The following is a 17,401-nucleotide window of genomic DNA, read 5'->3' as shown; positions in this document are numbered from 1 at the left end:
TTTATACTATGAATTACGCGGTGGACGTTTTCCGAAGTATTGGTAGTAATCTGTACGGATAAATCCGTTAAACAGCTTACGCTTCTTCGACGCATCTTTTCCGTAACACTTCTCAAATGCTTCGTAGCTTGTTAATACATACGCTGACCATGTATCTAATGGGCGGAATACTTGTCCCATTTCTTTATACAGTTGTTCAACGAGTGCTTTTTCACTTAAACGTTCTCCGTATGGAGGATTCGTTACAACGTAGCCATAATCCTCTTTTGTTGTGAAATCTTTTACTTGCATTTGTTTAAATGTAATTAAATCGCCTAAGCCTACTTCTTCTGCGTTATCTTGAGCAACTCGAATCATACGATGATCAATATCTGATCCAATGATTTGTAATCGTTGATCATAGTTCGCTAAATCTTCAGCTTCTTGACGAGCTTCACGCCAGTTTTGTTTACCTACCCAGCCCCACTCGTCAGATGCGAAACCACGGTTAAATCCTGGTGCAATGTTTTGTCCAATTAATGCTGCTTCAATCGGAATTGTACCTGATCCACAGAATGGATCAACAAATGGACGATCTGGCTTCCAGTTTGTTAATTTAATTAAAGACGCAGCTAATGTTTCTTTTAACGGAGCTTCCCCTTGATCCATACGGTATCCACGTTTATGAAGCCCAACACCGCTCGCATCAATTGTTAATGTTGCAATATCCTTGAGCATTGCAATCTCGATACGGAATAACGGACCATCTTCTTCAAACCAAGTTGTACGTTTATATGTTGTTTTTAATTTTTCAACGACAGCTTTTTTAACGATACGTTGGCAATCCGAAACACTGAATAATTCAGATTTTAAAGATTTACCGATAACAGGGAATTCACCATTCTCTGGAATATAATCTCCCCAGTTTAATGCTTTCGTTTTTTCAAATAGCTCATCAAATGTCGTTGCTTTAAATTCGCCAACTTTAATTTTTACACGGTCCGCAGTACGTAACCATAAGTTCGTACGACAAATCGCCTTTTCATCTGCTTCAAATGTTACTTTGCTGTTTTCTACTTGACATTCATAACCAAGATCGCGAACTTCTCGGGCAACTAACGCTTCAATACCCATTGCCGCTGTTGCAATTAAAGTAACTTTTCCCATTTTCATTCACCTCTTATGTATATTCAAACAATAATTAATAGCAATTGGTCCTATTAATTATTACATTTTACGAAAAATTTTCTCATTAACCATTTTAACTCATACTTTATAACTTCATACAAATAAAAAGCCCTCCTCTAACAAAGGAGAGCTGAGTTATTTCATAGTTGGTTCATAACGTTCTGTAAGCCATGTTCTGTTCCTTTGTACTACAAACGGCCCACGCCTCGTACTCCGGTGGCAATCATCTATCTACAGGTTATAAAACCTGTCCTTTCCCGTCGTTCATTTCCTTGGAAAAGATTCCCCTACCATTATTTGGGTTTCTCGCTCGTGGGGTTTACCTCGTTCCACTCCTATCATTTCTTCAAGGACTTCGTCACTGTGGCACTTTAAAGGTAGTCAAACCATATCCGAAAGGACTTAGGTTTTTTCCCTGCCGTTAAACCAGCATTACAGCCAGAATACCCTAGCTTATGAATTGGCTAGGCACGAACACTACAGCCATCTCAGGCCGTGCGAGCATGGACTTTCCTCTACAACGTTGGCGTTGCAGCGATTACCCAAACGTTATGACATCCATTAGTATAGTGGAAACAAAAAGATTTTGCAACGTTTTTTTCTATGTAAAATGCTTAAACCTTTTCCCACCTTACATCATTCGTATAACTTACTTCCAAATACAGCTTTTTCTAAGTTAGATAAGCGTTTTAAAATATCCGTATTCGTGTTGTTATAAACCGGTTGTGCAACTGGTGTTTGTACAGGTTGTTGCGGAACTTGCGTTACTGCTAGTTTTTGTTCCTCTAATTCACGCTTTAAACGAGCATTTTGTTGCTTTAATTGCTCAAACTCTTTGTGGAAAGCTTCATAGTCTTTAATGATCATATCAAGAAACTTGTCTACTTCTTCTTGCTGATAACCTCTCATACCTGTTTTAAATTCTTTTTCTAAAATATCTTTCGCTGTTAATTTAATTTTATCCGAAATCATTTTCTTCACCTCAAATTTTTACCAAAACTTTCATTAACTAAATTTTTTCAGAAACAATGCTTTTTGTCAATCATATATACGAGTACTATATTACATATTACTCTGCATTATTCCACTGTTCCTCTTCTATTATATCTTGTAAATCAGAAAAAAGAATGAAATAACTGTGATAATTTTCTATTTCCCCTTTTTTCTTTGCTGATTCTACAATATATTTGGGACTTCCTGGTTTTTCTTCATCGTATACCGCTAAAAGCGCATCACTTTTTTCAATAAAAAATTGATTTTTTAATTTAAATTGCTCTGGGCTTTCATACTTCCGTTTCGTGATACTATCAACATGGTCTGCTTGAGAAAGAATAAATTCGTAATATTCACGATTATCTTCTTTCCAATTTTCTTCTTGTTCTAAAAACGGAGTGAATACCGCTAATTTTAAATCAGGATATTCTACTTGCATTTCAAAAACAACTTCAGCAGCCCATAATTCTACACCTAATTGGCCGCTTATTATAACCCATTCTAAACCATCTTCTACAAAAGTGATTAATTTACGGTGTAATGCTTTCTTTATACACTCCACTCCTGGATGATCATTTTTAAATATTCCAAGTTCAAATGGCTTATATCCTGTTACTGCAATAACTTTCATATCAACACTCCAATTACAAAAAAAAGAACTAGCATTTCGCTAGTTCTAACATATCATTTACTTTTTAAATATTCCACCAACGTTTGGTCCGATATTTGGACCTACTGGTGATACATTGTTTGGTAAAAACGGTGATACATTTGGTCCTGGTCCAAACGGTGATACATTCGGTCCTGGCCCAAATGGAGATATTTGATGACCGTGGTGATGATGATGATGACCATGGCCACACGGTCCACATCCGCCACCGAATCCTGGGTCGATTGGGTCCACAACATTTACATTTGAATTTGTTTGCGGGAAGAAGTTTTGGTTTTTAATTTGTTGATGATGTACATGTGTTGTATGTGTTGGGAAAATGTGTGGCACCACCGTTGTTGAAAAAGAGTGTGTTACGCATTGTTTCGTCGGATGAATGACAGGAGCAGTCGTACAAATAGGTCCTGTAGGCTTATGCCCTCCAAAGCAAGGATGACAATGATGCATAGTTTTTTCTCTCCTCTCTCGTTAAAAAAATCTGATTACACTTTACAGTATGAGAAAAGAGAGAAAGCCGTTTGTTATATATACCCATTTATTACAAGGAAATTTGTCTAGTCCTTTATTTCATTTACATTGTTTTTATAGACAATTCTTCAACATCACTTACCAAAAAAGCCTCCAACTTGCTTTACAATACCTGTCACTTGATTCATCGCATTCATCATTTGTCCAGCTGTATTCATCATTTTATTTACATCATAGTTACCATCTGATGTTTTAAATTGAGAAACAAAACTAGAAAACTGACTTGGCTGTTGTTGCTTTTGCTTACCCTGCGTCGGGTACGGTTGTTTTGGTGGATAAAACATCGCTTGTTGATTAGCATACGGAGATGGTGGTGGCATATAATATTGCGAATTCATATAAGGCTGCTGCTGTGGTTGATTCATGTATGGTTGCTGAGCTTGTGATTGTTGAGCTTGATTCACATAAGGTTGCTGCTGTTGTGGTTGTTGAGCTTGATTCACATAAGGTTGCTGCTGTTGTGGTTGTTGAGCTTGATTCATAAAGGACACTTCAAACGGTTGATAATAATTTTGATTTCCATAATAAGGCTCGAAAGGATACATATTATACCGTAAATATGTATCCGTATTATATTGGTACATATTTTGCTGTGCATATGGATTCGTTTGCTGATATAAGTTAGGTTGTTGAAACATGCATTCTCTCCTCCTTCACATAAGTTTCTACATATATAATATGTACCTATAAAATAATATGTGTGATGGAGTATCTGTCTATTTTTGTCGGAAGTTTAAATTTTTAAAAAATTAAAAAAGAAAACCCTTCCATGCTATGATAATGAAGAAGAAGATTCTCATGGGGGAGGAATCAACATGGTATTAGGGGATTTAAAACAAGCGTTTTCTCAAAAAAAGGGGTATTGCACAGAGAATGCAAATGAATTATTAGACTTTGCGAGACATTGGTATCTCGAAGGAAAAATATGTATATCAGATTATCGAACATTAATAAAAGAATTAGAAATAAACGGCGCAACAAAACCTACAACAATGACAGAAGCATAAAAATAACAAGAGGGCTCTCCCTCTTGTTATTTACATTGCTCAACTATATTTTGCAAAGTATACGAAATGGCTTGGTGTGTTTCAAAGAATCGTTTACCTTTACCTTTATTTACAAAGCATTGCAACACATTCGTTTGTAAATTATCATATACTTGATCAATTTGCTGTACATGTATATATTTTGGCTTTTCTTCTTTAATCCACTTATAAGCTAATTCTTTCCACTTCTTTAATTCCTCATCTACCCTATCTACAAACGGTTTCATATCCTTATAAAAGTCGTATTCGGTTAGTTCTCTCTTTTTTACATTCGCTTCATTATTATACTGCATGAGTTTTTCTGAAGACTGTATTAATGCTTCATTCTTCATTTCTTTCCCACCTTATTATGCACTCACTACGACGTTTTGAAATGTCTTTACCCAATTCCCTTTCTCTTCGTGATGCACTAATTTATTTTCCATATGTTCAATATGCATCTCTGTTATTTCTATCTTATTGCATATTTTTTCACTCGCATCCTTTAATGCATGATTCATTCTAATCCCTATATTCATTTCCAGCAAATCGAGAGAACTTAACATTTGATCCATTTTTTTCATTACATCTTCCTTCTGAACCATCGCCATATACAAAACGCCTCCTTCTTTGCTTTTCCTTTGTCATGTAATTTCGCCGAATGATTCACCACTCCTGCCCACATGACAAAACTAGTTGTTATTCGTCAAAGAAATCATTTCGTATGTCATTTATAGAAATGGTAACAATACAAAAAGGAGGTGTATTACAATGGCAAAGAACAAAAATGAAAAAAAGAAAAACCAAAACAAACAACAAAATAAACCCGAGACTGGCAATCCAAAGCTAGATGGTCCAAACTTCCCTGCTACATAAAGCGAGACTTTATTACGAACAGTTAAATTTCAAGTCACCCTTAATCTCCTACTAGCATTACGTTTTGAGATTAAAGTTGTAGCACACATAGCAGGATTGTTTCAAATTAAGAAGTCCCGTCTTCAAAATGGAAGACGGGACTTCTTTTTTATTATATCATGAACTCATCCATCCTTTTAGCAAAACGATTTGCGATAGATAGCCTATAGATTTGTTCTCTCTTTCTTCTATACCATTCTGTTATATTAACTTCCCCTTTAGGTTCTTCAGGTACAAATAGCACATTCATTTTCATATTTGCACAAAACCAATCTCTCATTTTTATTTCTTCATGTAAAATAACAGGATAAATATCTCTAAGTGTTGGCGTATAAGACTTTCGAGTTTCCTTTGCGTAAACTTCATAATCTTCCCTAGACCCAGTATGTGTAGTTTGCAATGCAAACTTATAAAACGAACCATTATAAATTGGATGAAACAATAACCATGCTAATTTTTTTCCTAGTTCTATACGCTGTTGTAACGTTTCAAATTGATAAACCGAAAATCCATACATTCTCCCTTCAATTGTTGGGAAGATAACTGCACTAATATGAAGTCTTTCTTGTACTTTAAAAAGTGCAGTATGGAATACATGTTTTTTAAAATATGTGTTCTCAATGACTGGTTTTTGAATTTTATTTTGTTCATTTATAATAAGCGCTGTCATAAGCCTATTCATATCTCTTCTTTCCCAGAAAAGTAACCATTCTTTTTCCATAAAAATTGATACGTTGAAATATTGCAACAAATGAAAGAGAGGTGCACGTCTCTTCTTACTTTCCTCATACAATAATAGCTGAGGAAATGCATCTAAAAAAATAATCCAATTAGCCTGTTCGTACAGAATAAATAAATGTTTTTTTACCGTTCTAGGTAAAACAGTAGCATAATATCTCCCTTCTAAATCAGTCATATTCCAGCCCGCATTTCTCGAAACCATACTCGCTAAAAAGGCCCACCTGATTTCACTATTTCTTAAATAATATTCTTGATAAGATTGTGTCCGAGAAATATTGTCCACATTAGCTATTTCTGTTTTCTTTTTAATATTGTGAATGATTGCTTTTTCTTCCTCTGTACAAAAATTTTTTTCTCGATTTTGTTTCATTTTCATATAATCATTCCATGTAAACATAAATAAGTCATCATACCTTTCATCAAAAAGGTCACATCTTTTTTCATTTTTTGATATAATCACCTTTGTAAGTAATTCTTAGCAAGTTGGGGGTGGACACACTATGACCATTCGTTACCCAAATGGAAAAAGGTATAATCAAGCTTCACAACCTCAAAAAACACCTATAAAAACACATACTTATAGTAATAGAGGTATGTCCCTTGAAGAGGAATTGAATGAAACAAATCAATATTACTTAACCCATAATATTGCATGTGTACATAAAAAGCCTACACCTCTTCAAATTGTAAAAGTAGATTACCCCGCTCGAAGTGCTGCAGTGGTAAAAGAAGCGTATTTTAAACAACCTTCTACAACAGATTACAACGGTGTATACAAAGGGAAATACATCGATTTTGAAGCAAAGGAAACAAAAAATAAAACTAGTTTCCCACTTCAAAACTTCCACCTTCATCAAATTGAACATATGAAGCAAGTGGTTGCTCATAATGGAATTGCATTTGTTATTATTAAATTTACACTTTTTGATGAATTTTATTTACTAGATGCAAAACATATTATTGCATTTTGGAATCGTCAAAATACTGGTGGACGCAAGTCGATTACGAAAGAAGAAATAGAAGAGCATGGATCCTTATTATCATGCGGTTATCACCCTCGGATTGACTATATCCGTGTACTAGACATGGTTTATTTTTCGTGATAGAGTCATCACTAAGGCTCTTTTTTCGACTTTTGGGGGAGAGAATGAAAGGTAGGAGAAAGTATAATGTCAGATAATTATCGTTCTCGTACAGAACGAAATCATGTGAAAAATCAAGAGAAAAAAACACATAAAGAAGAAAAACCAAAGAAAAAAGGCTCCTTTTTCAAGAAATTTCTTATAGGTTGTCTACTTCTTGGTATCGTTGGTCTTGTAGCCGGCGTTTCCGCTTTCTTTGTTATGGTAAAGGATGCTCCAAAATTAGACAAAGCCAAACTTGTTAATCCTTTATCAACAAAGTTTCTTGATAAAAACGGGAATTTCTTCTATGAATACGGTGCTGAAAAACGAACACACGTTACTTATGATCAAATTCCAAAAGTAGTTGAAAATGCATTCCTTGCAACTGAGGATTCGCGTTTCTATGATCATAATGGAATTGATTTTAAACGAACTACAAAAGCAGTTATGGAAAATGTCACTGGTGGTTTCGGTTCCCAAGGTGGTAGTACGATTACACAGCAAGTCGTTAAAAACTACTTTCTAACGATGGACAAAACTGCTAAAAGAAAAGTACAAGAATGGTACTTATCTTACAAATTAGAGCAACAATACTCTAAACATGAGATTTTAGAAATGTACTTAAATAAGATTAATTTAGGTAACCGTTCATACGGTATTGCGACAGCAGCGCAAAAATATTATGGTAAAGATTTAAAAGACTTGCAATTACATGAAGCTGCTATGCTCGCTGGTTTACCCCAAGGTCCAAACATTTATGATCCAACAAAAAAGGAAAATGTTGAACGAGCAACAAATCGTCGTAATGTCGTATTATCATTAATGAATCGACATGGTTATATAACAAAAGAAGAAATGAATAACGCCGTTAAGATCCCAGTAACTGAGGGCCTTCAACCGTCTTCAGAAGTAACTGAGATGAAGTATCAAGCATTTTTAGATGCGGTTGTAAAAGAAGTTGAAAAAGAATATCCTGATGTAAATATCGGTTCAGATGGTTTAACGATTCATACAACACTTGATCAAGATGCTCAAGATTACGCTGAAAAAATTATGGATGGTAATCTTATTAAGTATCCAAACGATCAATTCCAAGGATCATTCGTATTTATGGATACACAATCTGGAGAAGTTCGAGCAATTGGTGCTGGACGTAAAGAAAATAAGTCCACTTTCAAAGGTCATAATATGGCAACTGATTTAAAACGCCAAGTTGGTTCAACAATGAAACCAATTTTCGACTACGGTCCAGCGATTGAGAATCTTCAATGGTCTACTTACCATCAATTAAATGACTCTGAATATACTTATTCGGATGGCACAAAGATTAAAAATGCTACAGGGAGTTTTAAAGGTGACGTTTCACTTCGTGAAGCATTGAAGAAGTCATTAAACATCCCGGCTTTAAAGACAGCTCAAACAGTTGGACTTAATAAATCAAAAGAGTTTGCTGAAGGTTTAGGCATGACATTTGAAAATGGAGTACATGAATCTACTGCAATTGGTAGTAACGATAGTTCTCCATTAGCAGTAGCAGGTGCATATGCAACCTTCGGTAATAGTGGTAACTATAATAAACCACACTTCGTAAAAGAAGTAACCTTCCCGGACGGGAAAAAGAAAAGCTTTAAACCGAAAGAACAACGCGCTATGCAAGACTATACAGCTTACATGGTAACTGACGTTCTTCGTGACGTAGTAAAACCTGGTTCTGGTGGTACAGGACCAACAGCATATGTTTCAGGTGTTGACGTAGCGGGTAAAACTGGAACGCAAAACTTTGATGCAAAAGATTTAAAGAAATACGGCATTCCAGCTGATGCAAACAGGGATAGCTGGTTCGCTGGATATACACCACAATATACGATGGCTGTATGGACGGGTTACGTAAAGAATGGTCCAGAAAACTACATTAGTGATCGTTATACTAAAATTGCACAGCAAATGTTCCAAGTAATGATGAGCAAATTCGCTACAGATAAATCTCGCTTTGAACGTCCTTCTTCTGTACAAGAAATAAACGGAGAATTATACGTAAAAGGTGCGAAAAAAGATGCAATTAAACAAATTAAAGTAGATGCCCCTAGTGGTCTGAATGTCACTTTTGATGGCGCTAGCACAGTTACACTAAACTGGTCTGGACCAGCAGAAGTCGATGCATATGCAGCCAGCTATAAAGCAACTGATGGTTCAAGTGGTAGCCTATCAATAAGTGGTACGACAGCTACTCTTGGTGGTATTAAACCAGGTGTTACTTACAGCTTCTCTGTAGTAGCGAAAAAAGGCACTGGAACAAGCCCAGCAGTTGGTGCATCCTTCACTGCGCCTGGCGGAACTCCAGATGCGAAAAAAGCTGAAGAAGAGGCTAAGAAAAAGGCCGATGAAGAAGCTAAGAAAAAAGCTGATGAAGAAGCCCAGAAAAAGGCTAATGAAGATAAAGTAAAACAAGACGAAGCTAAGAAAAAGGCTGAAGAAGAGGCTAAGAAACAACAAGAACAACAGCAAGAACAACAACGTAAACAGCAAGAAGAAGCTCAAAAGAAAGCTGATGAGGAAGCTAGAAGAAAAGCTGATGAAGAAGCTAAGAAAAAAGCTGATGAAGAAGCTAAGAAGAAAGCTGAAGAAGAGGCCAAGAAAAAAGCTGATGAAGAGGCTAAGAAACAACAAGAACAGCAACACCAAAATACCGGAGGAGATACACCTCACGCAGACGGTGCTGTTGTTACAACAGAGTCCTAATATACAAAAAAGAAGTCCGTTTCTCTTAACGAGAAGCGGACTTCTTTTTTGTTATCATTTTCTTTACATACAGCTTTTCTATTTCGATATACAACTGCGCTAATTGAATATAAGAATGATAATTACTCGGTTTCTTTATAATGAATGAATATCTTTCCATAAAATTAACAGGTTGCACTTTTAATTTATTCGTATTTATTTGCATTTCATTCAAACTATGAACAGGTTGTTCATTTAGCCAATAGACAACCGATAACAAGTGAGCTGCAAAAAGAATCATTGGTCCCTCAGCCTCTTGCTTATTTCTATTTCGAAACAGTATAGCAATGTCTTCATGCTTATTTTTCCATACATTCAACATCGCTGGAATGCTGTTTTCAATTTCCTTCCACGGCTCATACTGTCTTTCAATATCAAATATAAAGTAAGTATTTTGTATTATCTCTTCAAAAGAATTGTCTGTATGATACTTAATTAAATTTACACTTTCTTTAAAAAATGGTAAACAGTGAAATTCTTTCGGTATTTCTATAACTCGCTCCATCCTTTATTTCACCTTCATTCGCTTCTTTCCTTCACGACATACTTCTAACAGTCTGCACTCCTCACATTGCGGTCGTTGTGCTTTACAGTGATAACGTCCAAAGAAAATCATACGATGATGTGTAACTCCCCACTCATCCATCGGTACTTTCTTCATTAATGTTTTTTCTACTTCTAACACCGAATCTTTCCATCTACAAATCGCTAACCGTTTACTCACTCTTTCTACATGCGTATCAACAGCAATTGCCGGGATGCCATACGCTACCGAAACAACTACATTTGCTGTTTTTCTCCCTACTCCTGGTAATTTCGTCAACTCGTCACGGTCTTCTGGAACTTTTCCATTGTAATCATCCAGCAACATCTGACACAATTTTTGAATGTTTTTTGCTTTATTTCTATACAACCCAATAGAACGTATATCTTGTTGTAACTCTTCCAAAGATACACTTAAATAATCTTCTGGTGTTTTATATTTTTGAAATAAATTTTTCGTCACTTTATTTACAAGTGCATCTGTACATTGTGCAGATAGTGCCACCGCGATTACTAATTCAAAAGGATTCTCATGAATTAATTCACAATGTGCTTCTGGATACATATCCGCCATTGTGTCTAAACAATAGCGAATTTGCGTTTTATTTAACATATACTTCCTCCTATATTACTGCTCCAACCAATTATAAAAAGGCACTTTTCCAGTAAATTTCGTCTCTTGTTTTGTCATTTGTTGTGCTCTTTGTTGATTCGCTCTAAATTTTTGACCTTGATTTTGAGCCTGATCTACCGTTTTAATTCCATTCTTTTTCCACTCAAATAAAATACGATCAATATATCGGAAATTTAGTTTTCCACTCATTACAGCTTCTCTAAGAGCCGCTTGAATTAAATTTGGATGATGTTGATCTTGGTCCTCCCACATTCCTAACGTTTCACATTCGAACGGCGAAAGTGGTCTTCCAAATTCTTTTTCAAATACTGTATATAAATTTACTTGCAGCTGTTTTTTTTCTTTTTGCTCTTCCTCTATTGATTCATCCATTAAGAAATGTAATATTTTTTCCCATAACGGTTGTAAAGAATAACTTTCGCACATCATCGCTTCTGATCTTTGTCCACCTTCTAGTGATAAAAACCCTTTTTGAATCAATGCTTGAATTACTTCCATACATTTCATTTCCGTTATCGTCATCCGTTCAGAAATCTCTGATGGAGTCGGAAACGAATTACCTGATTCTAAAAATGTGTGTACATGAAGTACGACCATAAATTCCGTCTCATTTAAACCTAATTTTTTATAATGCATCATAAGTAATTTTGGAATTGCAATGCTTCCCTGCTCAAACCACTGTAACATCATTTTCTTTTTCATCACCAAACACCTCGCTCTCTAGTATAACACACCTTTAGCTATTTCTTTTTGCCACAATTCGTCAAAAAAACCTCCCTATTAATGGGGAGGTTTTTTATATTACATGAATGAAATATAAAATTAAGCTTGCACTTTACTTTTCATAAATGTATGGATACGCTCTAATGCTTTCTCTACTTGTTCAAGAGATGTCGCATATGATAAGCGAACATTATTTGGAGCACCAAATCCTGTACCTGGTACAAGAGCCACTTTTTCCTCTTCTAATAGAGCTTTTGCCCAATCATCAACTGTTGCATATCCTGATAAAGCTACAGCTTCTTTTACGTTAGGGAATAAGTAAAATGCACCTTGCGGTTTAATGCAAGTAAAGCCAGGGATTTGAATTAATTTATCATAAATGATGTTTAATCTCTCTTCAAAGGCTTGACGCATTGTTTCCACAGGTTCTTGTGAGCCTGCATATGCCGCAATTGCGCCGTATTGAGCGATTGAAGTAGGGTTTGACGTACTATGACTCGCTAAGTTCGTCATCGCTTTAATAAGCTGCTTATTTCCTGCAGCATATCCAATACGCCATCCTGTCATAGAATGAGATTTAGATACACCATTAATAATAAGTGTTTGTTCTTTTAATGCATTAGAAAGCTGGGCAATTGAAGTATATTCTACGCCACCATAAATTAATTTTTCATAAATTTCATCAGAAACGATTAAAATATCATGTTCTAAACATACTTCTCCAAGCTGTTGTAATTCTTCTTTGCTATAAATCATTCCTGTTGGATTGCTCGGTGAATTAATAATAACTGCTTTCGTTTTCTCTGTAATTGCCTCACGCAGCTGCTTTGCTGTAATTTTGTACTCATTGTCTTCTAAACCTTCTACATAAACCGGCTTACCGCCAGCAAGCTTTACTTGCTCTGGATAGCTTACCCAGTAAGGAGTTGGGATGATAACTTCATCTCCCTCATCAAGTAATACTTGGAATAATGTATACAATGCATGCTTTGCACCATTACATACAATAATTTCAGATGGATCATACGCAATACCTTGATCGCGAGTAAATTTCTTCACAATTTCTTGTTTTAACGATTGTAATCCACCTGTTGGTGTATACTTCGTATGCCCTTCTAACATCGCTTTATGTGCAGCATCCATAATATGCTCTGGTGTATTAAAGTCAGGTTCCCCTGCCCCTAATGCAATTACATCATGACCCTCTGCTTTTAATGCTTGTGCCTTTGCTGTAATTTCTAAAGTTGAAGACGGTGTTAAAGCAGCTACTCGCTTTGCTAATTTCATTTGTAGTTCCCCCTACATCTATTTTTCAATGCTATATCGTCTTAAAAATTTTCCATCTTTAAATTCAAGATAGTAATAACTATAACGATTGTCATCATCAATATATGTAACTTCCCATAGTGGTACATCATTTTCAAAGCCTAATTTCACTTTCATAATCTCTTTCGGCTTACTTTTTGATTCCTTACTTTCATTGCCGACTTGCTCTATTGTTCTTTGTATAGCCTCTTTTTCAGAAATACCTTCGCTCTTTTTCCTTACTACAGTATCCCCTTTTTTCTCAGGCACCCAAACGATAAGTTGTTCTCCCTTTTCATCTGTACCTTGCACGACTATATATGCAGATTTTCCGTTGTAATAATCAACAGATTTCACCTTTGTAAGCTTTGCTTTTTCTTTAGCAATTTCTACAAATTTCGACTCTTTTGGAATTTTCTTTCCCATCGCTTTATTATAAACATACGCCCCATATATTCCGCTAGCAACGATAACAATAATGATTGCAAAGATCCACTTTTTCATTGTATCACTACGTTCTGTAAATCGTAAATACAGCTGTTTCTTTATCTTTTTCGTCTAATGCTAGTCCGAACATGAGGTCCTGCTCTTTTAACGTACGATTTAAACTATCAACAATTTTATACAAATCCGACGAATATTTAATACGCGTCGTTGATAGTACTTCGATTTTCTTCTCCATGAAAAAACTCCTCCGTTACACAAAAATTTCTAATTATAGAAGAACGCAATGCGGTTACAATAAGAGTACATTCTTTACAACCCCTGCTTCATCACCCATCTATTATAGCAGGACATGTACAGCAAAAAAAGGTTTCAAGTCGAAAACCAACACATTTTGTATACAAGAAGTAAGAAAAATAAAATTCCTCCTACCCACATTTTTTACGCCTGAAGTTTATAAGTACTTCAGGCGTATTTTTCTTCCATTTTTATTCATTTGGTGGTTCTTCTAATTGTACTAACAATTCTTCTAATGGCCCTTCATAAAGAGGTACGTTAGGAATCGATTGTAGAAATCGTTTTCCATAGGAAGAACTCGTCAAACGACGATCTAACACTACTACCGTTCCTGTATCTGTATTCGTTCGAATTAAGCGGCCGAATCCTTGTTTGAAACGTAATATTGCTTGTGGAAGCGCTAATTTAGCAAATACATCTTCACCTTGATTTTTTAGCCACTCACCTTTCGCTTCCATCATCGGCTGATGAGGAGGTGTAAATGGTAGACGGACTATAACAAGACAACTTAAGGCATCTCCTGGAATATCTATTCCTTCCCAGAAACTGCTCGTCCCTAATAAAATTGATTTGTCGAATTCTTGAAACTTTCGAATTAAGCGGCTTCGACTTCTATTATTCACACTTTGGGTCAGTAATAAATACCCCTCTAATTCATCATTATTTTTTAAATTCGCATACGCTTCTTTTAACATTTCATACGAAGTGAATAAAACGAGCATTCTGCCTTTTGTGGCTTTCGCTATCTTTGCAATATGTTCCGATACAGATTCAATATATCGCTCATTACTTACTTGCTTAATAAAAGGTACATCCGTTGACACCATTAATTTCATCTGTTCATCATAACGAAATGGCGACGGAACCTTTAAAGTATTTGGAGCGAAATCATGTAAACCAAGTTCCTCTTTTATATAATCAAACGTATCGTTAACTGTTAGTGTTGCGGATGTAAAAATAACACTCTTTTTTTCTGTTAAAAATTCATCAGCAAATCTTTCACCAATATGAACAGGCTGTGCATATAGAACTGTTGAATGAATCGTCCCTTTCGTTTCAGTCTCCATCCAAGTTACATACGAATTCTTTTCTAATACGAGTAACTGTAATGATTCTGCCATCTTTCTCAGCAACTCAATTAAATGCATAAATTCACCTGTTACAACATGCATCTCCCATTCTAACTTACTTTGCAATATATCCACTTGCTTCTCAAGAGCAGTTACTACCCTTCTTAATTCATATATAAAACGATTTGTTAATTCGACGATACTATCCCACAACTTACCTTTTTCTAGTTCTGCGTTATACCTATAGATGAGCGGCATATTATTCGTTCCTTGCTCTTGCTTTGTTTGTTTAAATATAAAAGTACGTAACATTTGGAAGAGTTCATCCGCATCAAACTTAAGTTCCTTCAAACTATAACTTATCATACGGAAAGTTGAACGAGATGCTTGCTCTGATTTTTTCATCATTTTATATACTTTGGAGAGTACATCTTCTGTTTCTAGTGTCCCAAGACGAGATATAACCAATTGAAAATACATACAAGAGAACTGTTCACCCAATGTTCTACTCGCGGCTTCTTCAATATGGTGAGCTTCATCAAAAATAATATGTTCGCATGAAGCAAACAACGGTTCTTCACTTGAAAAATCTTGAAATAATAACGCATGATTTGTAATAACGATATCTGCAAATAAAGCTTTATTCTTCGCTCGCTGGTAAAAACAACGACTAAACCAATTACTTTGCATATCGCCTGGACTATACGCATCGCTACAAATACGATTCCAAAGTAACTTTCCGCCCTCAGGAATATTTAATTCGTCTCGATCACCTGTTTCAGTTTGCAATAACCAAACTAAAATCTTCGCCTTTGTAAGTGCCATATCATAATTTTTTTCTTCCTCTTGCAAAGCATACTCAAATTTATGTAAGCATAAATAATGCTTTCTTCCTTTTAGAAGAGCTACCTCAAATGAAAATGGCATTATTTTTTGTAATAACGGAATTTCTTTTTCTAATATTTGTTGTTGGAGTTGTACCGTTTGTGTACTTATAATGACAGGTTCTTCTTTTCTCTTTGCAAAATAAAGACTAGGAAGCAAATAAGCGAGAGTCTTTCCTGTTCCTGTACCGGCTTCAATTAGTGAAAAACGAGAATCTCTTAACGCCGTATATATCTCTTTCATCATCAGTTGTTGACTTTCTCTTCTTTCAAACTTTGGCATATGTGATTCCAATTTATCCATCGTTTTATTCAAGAAAGCATCAAACTTTGATGAACACGTTTCTCCAAGGTTTAAGGAATAGTTCCGCTTTTTCAGCGCAATATTTCGATGTATTTCATACTCCGCTATATCTTCTTTACCGTGCATTACTTTCTTTAAAATATTTTCAGAAAGCACATCAGCTATATCGCTTTGGAACACATCACTTAATTCATAAAGCGATTGCAACGTGACAAGTGGTAACTTTTCAATTTCATTTAAAAATTGTAAAAATAATTCCGCTGTTGCAAGAGCATCACTATCCGCACGATGTGGTTGATCGTGCTCTAGTTCATGCTTTTTAGCTAAATCACGTAATTTATAACTATCGGCTGTCGGCAAAAGAATTTGAGCCAATTCAACCGTGTCGATTTTCGGACAATGTATTTCTGTATATCCAGCTTGCCTTAATTCTTCATTTAAAAAATTCCAATCAAAGTGAACATTATGCGCAACGAAAGCCGCACCTTGTAATAGCTCAACAATCATCGGGGCTACATCTTGAAATAACGGGGCTTGTTTTACAAGACTTTCATCAATCCCTGTTAATTCTGTAATAAATGGTGGGATCTCTCTCTTTGGATTAACAAAAGACGAAAAAATCTCCAATATCTCTCCATCTTCTACTACAACAGCTGCAATTTGGGTAATTTTATCCTTCCCATCTTTCCAGGAGTTCCCTGTCGTCTCTAAATCAACAACGACATAACGCTTACTCATATATGTAACACCTCAATTTCTTACCTTTCAAACAACAATAATTTATATAATGTTACTATACCACGTTTTATCTCATCTTAATGAAAAGATGCACAAAAAAGCTATCTCCGCAATGGAGATAGCCTTTCTACTTATAATATCGTACCCGCTTTTTCAGCACCTAACATTTCAATAATTTGATTATTATCGTCTAGTACTGCAATTTTTGGTTCTTGTGTATGAATCTCTTCTTCCGTAACTAGCCCATAACAAATAATAATTACTTTGTCCCCTGGTTGTACAAGTCTTGCCGCCGCACCGTTTAAACAAACAACACCACTACCGCGTTCCCCTTTAATAACGTATGTCTCTAAGCGAGCACCATTATTATTATTTACAATTTGGACTTTTTCGTTTTCTACAATATTTACTGCATCCATTAAGTCTTCATCAATTGTAATACTACCTACATAATTTAAATTTGCCTCCGTTACAGTTGCACGATGTAACTTTGCTCTCATCATTGTGCGAAACATAGA

General features: G+C 35.5%; 20 protein-coding genes and 1 other RNA gene. 4 read left to right on the top strand and 17 right to left on the bottom strand.

Annotated features, from left to right (window positions below):
• Positions 1–6: 6 nt before the first annotated feature.
• From ACTFN4_RS08780 to ACTFN4_RS08755, 6 genes are all read right to left on the bottom strand, one after another.
• Positions 7–1,146 (bottom strand): THUMP domain-containing class I SAM-dependent RNA methyltransferase, encoded by a 1,140-nt coding sequence (locus ACTFN4_RS08780; protein WP_000521224.1) that lies wholly within the window; start codon positions 1,144–1,146, stop codon positions 7–9.
• Positions 1,147–1,326: 180 nt separating this feature from the next.
• Positions 1,327–1,717, bottom strand: an RNA gene (gene rnpB / locus ACTFN4_RS08775) — RNase P RNA component class B.
• 86 nt (positions 1,718–1,803) lie between these two features.
• Positions 1,804–2,139, bottom strand: coding sequence for a cell division regulator GpsB (gene gpsB / locus ACTFN4_RS08770; RefSeq protein WP_000622431.1), 336 nt, complete (start codon positions 2,137–2,139; stop codon positions 1,804–1,806).
• A gap of 97 nt (positions 2,140–2,236) precedes the next feature.
• Complete coding sequence (locus ACTFN4_RS08765) at positions 2,237–2,791, bottom strand: DUF1273 domain-containing protein (protein WP_000862908.1); 555 nt, start codon at positions 2,789–2,791, stop codon at positions 2,237–2,239.
• A gap of 57 nt (positions 2,792–2,848) precedes the next feature.
• The gene (locus ACTFN4_RS08760; protein ID WP_000546270.1) at positions 2,849–3,277 is read right to left on the bottom strand and encodes a CotD family spore coat protein; all 429 of its coding nucleotides are present in this window, start codon (positions 3,275–3,277) and stop codon (positions 2,849–2,851) included.
• A 155-nt stretch (positions 3,278–3,432) separates the two neighbouring features.
• Positions 3,433–3,996, bottom strand: a complete 564-nt coding sequence (locus tag ACTFN4_RS08755; protein ID WP_016122190.1) for a YppG family protein — start codon at positions 3,994–3,996, stop codon at positions 3,433–3,435.
• Between the two features lie 177 nt (positions 3,997–4,173).
• On the opposite strand from ACTFN4_RS08755, the gene ACTFN4_RS08750 reads away from it, so the two are divergent.
• The gene (locus ACTFN4_RS08750) at positions 4,174–4,365 is read left to right on the top strand and encodes a YppF family protein (RefSeq protein WP_000242652.1); all 192 of its coding nucleotides are present in this window, start codon (positions 4,174–4,176) and stop codon (positions 4,363–4,365) included.
• A gap of 26 nt (positions 4,366–4,391) precedes the next feature.
• Here the strand turns inward: ACTFN4_RS08750 and ACTFN4_RS08745 are convergent, their stop codons facing one another.
• Both ACTFN4_RS08745 and ACTFN4_RS08740 read right to left on the bottom strand, forming a co-directional pair.
• A complete protein-coding gene (locus ACTFN4_RS08745) occupies positions 4,392–4,736 on the bottom strand; it encodes a YppE family protein (protein WP_017673007.1) in 345 nt (114 codons plus the stop codon).
• 15 nt (positions 4,737–4,751) lie between these two features.
• Positions 4,752–4,994, bottom strand: a complete 243-nt coding sequence (locus tag ACTFN4_RS08740) for a hypothetical protein (RefSeq protein WP_001252036.1) — start codon at positions 4,992–4,994, stop codon at positions 4,752–4,754.
• Between the two features lie 85 nt (positions 4,995–5,079).
• On the opposite strand from ACTFN4_RS08740, the gene ACTFN4_RS08735 reads away from it, so the two are divergent.
• Positions 5,080–5,259, top strand: coding sequence for a hypothetical protein (locus ACTFN4_RS08735; protein ID WP_001987054.1), 180 nt, complete (start codon positions 5,080–5,082; stop codon positions 5,257–5,259).
• Positions 5,260–5,410: 151 nt separating this feature from the next.
• Here the strand turns inward: ACTFN4_RS08735 and ACTFN4_RS08730 are convergent, their stop codons facing one another.
• Entirely contained in the window at positions 5,411–6,436 is a 1,026-nt protein-coding gene (locus tag ACTFN4_RS08730; protein ID WP_000495658.1) for a DUF2515 domain-containing protein, read from the bottom strand.
• Positions 6,437–6,539: 103 nt separating this feature from the next.
• On the opposite strand from ACTFN4_RS08730, the gene recU reads away from it, so the two are divergent.
• Together recU and ACTFN4_RS08720 are read left to right on the top strand one after the other, a co-directional pair.
• A complete protein-coding gene (gene recU / locus ACTFN4_RS08725; protein WP_000155598.1) occupies positions 6,540–7,142 on the top strand; it encodes a Holliday junction resolvase RecU in 603 nt (200 codons plus the stop codon).
• A 66-nt stretch (positions 7,143–7,208) separates the two neighbouring features.
• Positions 7,209–9,902 carry a PBP1A family penicillin-binding protein gene (locus ACTFN4_RS08720; RefSeq protein WP_439962212.1) on the top strand — a complete coding sequence of 898 codons (2,694 nt, stop codon included), beginning with the start codon at positions 7,209–7,211 and terminating at the stop codon, positions 9,900–9,902.
• A 25-nt stretch (positions 9,903–9,927) separates the two neighbouring features.
• Here the strand turns inward: ACTFN4_RS08720 and ACTFN4_RS08715 are convergent, their stop codons facing one another.
• From ACTFN4_RS08715 to panD, 8 genes are all read right to left on the bottom strand, one after another.
• Positions 9,928–10,446, bottom strand: coding sequence for a YpoC family protein (locus ACTFN4_RS08715; RefSeq protein WP_000442650.1), 519 nt, complete (start codon positions 10,444–10,446; stop codon positions 9,928–9,930).
• Between the two features lie 3 nt (positions 10,447–10,449).
• Positions 10,450–11,097, bottom strand: a complete 648-nt coding sequence (gene nth, locus ACTFN4_RS08710) for an endonuclease III (protein WP_000933030.1) — start codon at positions 11,095–11,097, stop codon at positions 10,450–10,452.
• Between the two features lie 15 nt (positions 11,098–11,112).
• Entirely contained in the window at positions 11,113–11,820 is a 708-nt protein-coding gene (gene dnaD, locus ACTFN4_RS08705) for a DNA replication protein DnaD (protein ID WP_000728542.1), read from the bottom strand.
• A gap of 120 nt (positions 11,821–11,940) precedes the next feature.
• The gene (gene aspB, locus ACTFN4_RS08700) at positions 11,941–13,128 is read right to left on the bottom strand and encodes an aspartate transaminase AspB (protein WP_000761560.1); all 1,188 of its coding nucleotides are present in this window, start codon (positions 13,126–13,128) and stop codon (positions 11,941–11,943) included.
• A gap of 18 nt (positions 13,129–13,146) precedes the next feature.
• On the bottom strand, positions 13,147–13,650 hold the full coding sequence (locus ACTFN4_RS08695; RefSeq protein WP_000758739.1) for a cell wall elongation regulator TseB-like domain-containing protein: 504 nt from the start codon (positions 13,648–13,650) through the stop codon (positions 13,147–13,149).
• Between the two features lie 7 nt (positions 13,651–13,657).
• Complete coding sequence (locus ACTFN4_RS08690) at positions 13,658–13,828, bottom strand: YpmA family protein (RefSeq protein ID WP_000412179.1); 171 nt, start codon at positions 13,826–13,828, stop codon at positions 13,658–13,660.
• 250 nt (positions 13,829–14,078) lie between these two features.
• Positions 14,079–16,883 (bottom strand): ATP-dependent DNA helicase DinG, encoded by a 2,805-nt coding sequence (gene dinG, locus ACTFN4_RS08685; RefSeq protein ID WP_439962211.1) that lies wholly within the window; start codon positions 16,881–16,883, stop codon positions 14,079–14,081.
• A gap of 131 nt (positions 16,884–17,014) precedes the next feature.
• A complete protein-coding gene (gene panD, locus ACTFN4_RS08680; protein ID WP_000490184.1) occupies positions 17,015–17,398 on the bottom strand; it encodes an aspartate 1-decarboxylase in 384 nt (127 codons plus the stop codon).
• Positions 17,399–17,401: the final 3 nt, after the last annotated feature.

Origin of the sequence: Bacillus cereus group sp. MYBK95-2 (assembly GCF_051915225.1) — a bacterium.
Lineage (GTDB): Bacteria > Bacillota > Bacilli > Bacillales > Bacillaceae_G > Bacillus_A > Bacillus_A cereus.
The sequence above is the reverse complement of the archived record's forward strand: the minus strand, read 5'-3'. Positions and strand labels throughout refer to the sequence as shown.

Excerpts from the sequence above, each read along its gene's own strand:
- ACTFN4_RS08780 (WP_000521224.1), bottom strand. The coding sequence starts at position 1,146 with ATGGGAAAAGTTACTTTAATTGCAACAGCGGCAATGGGTATTGAAGCG.
- gpsB (WP_000622431.1), bottom strand. The coding sequence starts at position 2,139 with ATGATTTCGGATAAAATTAAATTAACAGCGAAAGATATTTTAGAAAAA.
- ACTFN4_RS08765 (WP_000862908.1), bottom strand. The coding sequence starts at position 2,791 with ATGAAAGTTATTGCAGTAACAGGATATAAGCCATTTGAACTTGGAATA.
- ACTFN4_RS08760 (WP_000546270.1), bottom strand. The coding sequence starts at position 3,277 with ATGCATCATTGTCATCCTTGCTTTGGAGGGCATAAGCCTACAGGACCT.
- ACTFN4_RS08755 (WP_016122190.1), bottom strand. The coding sequence starts at position 3,996 with ATGTTTCAACAACCTAACTTATATCAGCAAACGAATCCATATGCACAG.
- ACTFN4_RS08750 (WP_000242652.1), top strand. The coding sequence starts at position 4,174 with ATGGTATTAGGGGATTTAAAACAAGCGTTTTCTCAAAAAAAGGGGTAT.
- ACTFN4_RS08745 (WP_017673007.1), bottom strand. The coding sequence starts at position 4,736 with ATGAAGAATGAAGCATTAATACAGTCTTCAGAAAAACTCATGCAGTAT.
- ACTFN4_RS08740 (WP_001252036.1), bottom strand. The coding sequence starts at position 4,994 with ATGGCGATGGTTCAGAAGGAAGATGTAATGAAAAAAATGGATCAAATG.
- ACTFN4_RS08730 (WP_000495658.1), bottom strand. The coding sequence starts at position 6,436 with ATGTTTACATGGAATGATTATATGAAAATGAAACAAAATCGAGAAAAA.
- recU (WP_000155598.1), top strand. The coding sequence starts at position 6,540 with ATGACCATTCGTTACCCAAATGGAAAAAGGTATAATCAAGCTTCACAA.
- ACTFN4_RS08720 (WP_439962212.1), top strand. The coding sequence starts at position 7,209 with ATGTCAGATAATTATCGTTCTCGTACAGAACGAAATCATGTGAAAAAT.
- ACTFN4_RS08715 (WP_000442650.1), bottom strand. The coding sequence starts at position 10,446 with ATGGAGCGAGTTATAGAAATACCGAAAGAATTTCACTGTTTACCATTT.
- nth (WP_000933030.1), bottom strand. The coding sequence starts at position 11,097 with ATGTTAAATAAAACGCAAATTCGCTATTGTTTAGACACAATGGCGGAT.
- dnaD (WP_000728542.1), bottom strand. The coding sequence starts at position 11,820 with ATGAAAAAGAAAATGATGTTACAGTGGTTTGAGCAGGGAAGCATTGCA.
- aspB (WP_000761560.1), bottom strand. The coding sequence starts at position 13,128 with ATGAAATTAGCAAAGCGAGTAGCTGCTTTAACACCGTCTTCAACTTTA.
- ACTFN4_RS08695 (WP_000758739.1), bottom strand. The coding sequence starts at position 13,650 with ATGAAAAAGTGGATCTTTGCAATCATTATTGTTATCGTTGCTAGCGGA.
- ACTFN4_RS08690 (WP_000412179.1), bottom strand. The coding sequence starts at position 13,828 with ATGGAGAAGAAAATCGAAGTACTATCAACGACGCGTATTAAATATTCG.
- dinG (WP_439962211.1), bottom strand. The coding sequence starts at position 16,883 with ATGAGTAAGCGTTATGTCGTTGTTGATTTAGAGACGACAGGGAACTCC.
- panD (WP_000490184.1), bottom strand. The coding sequence starts at position 17,398 with ATGTTTCGCACAATGATGAGAGCAAAGTTACATCGTGCAACTGTAACG.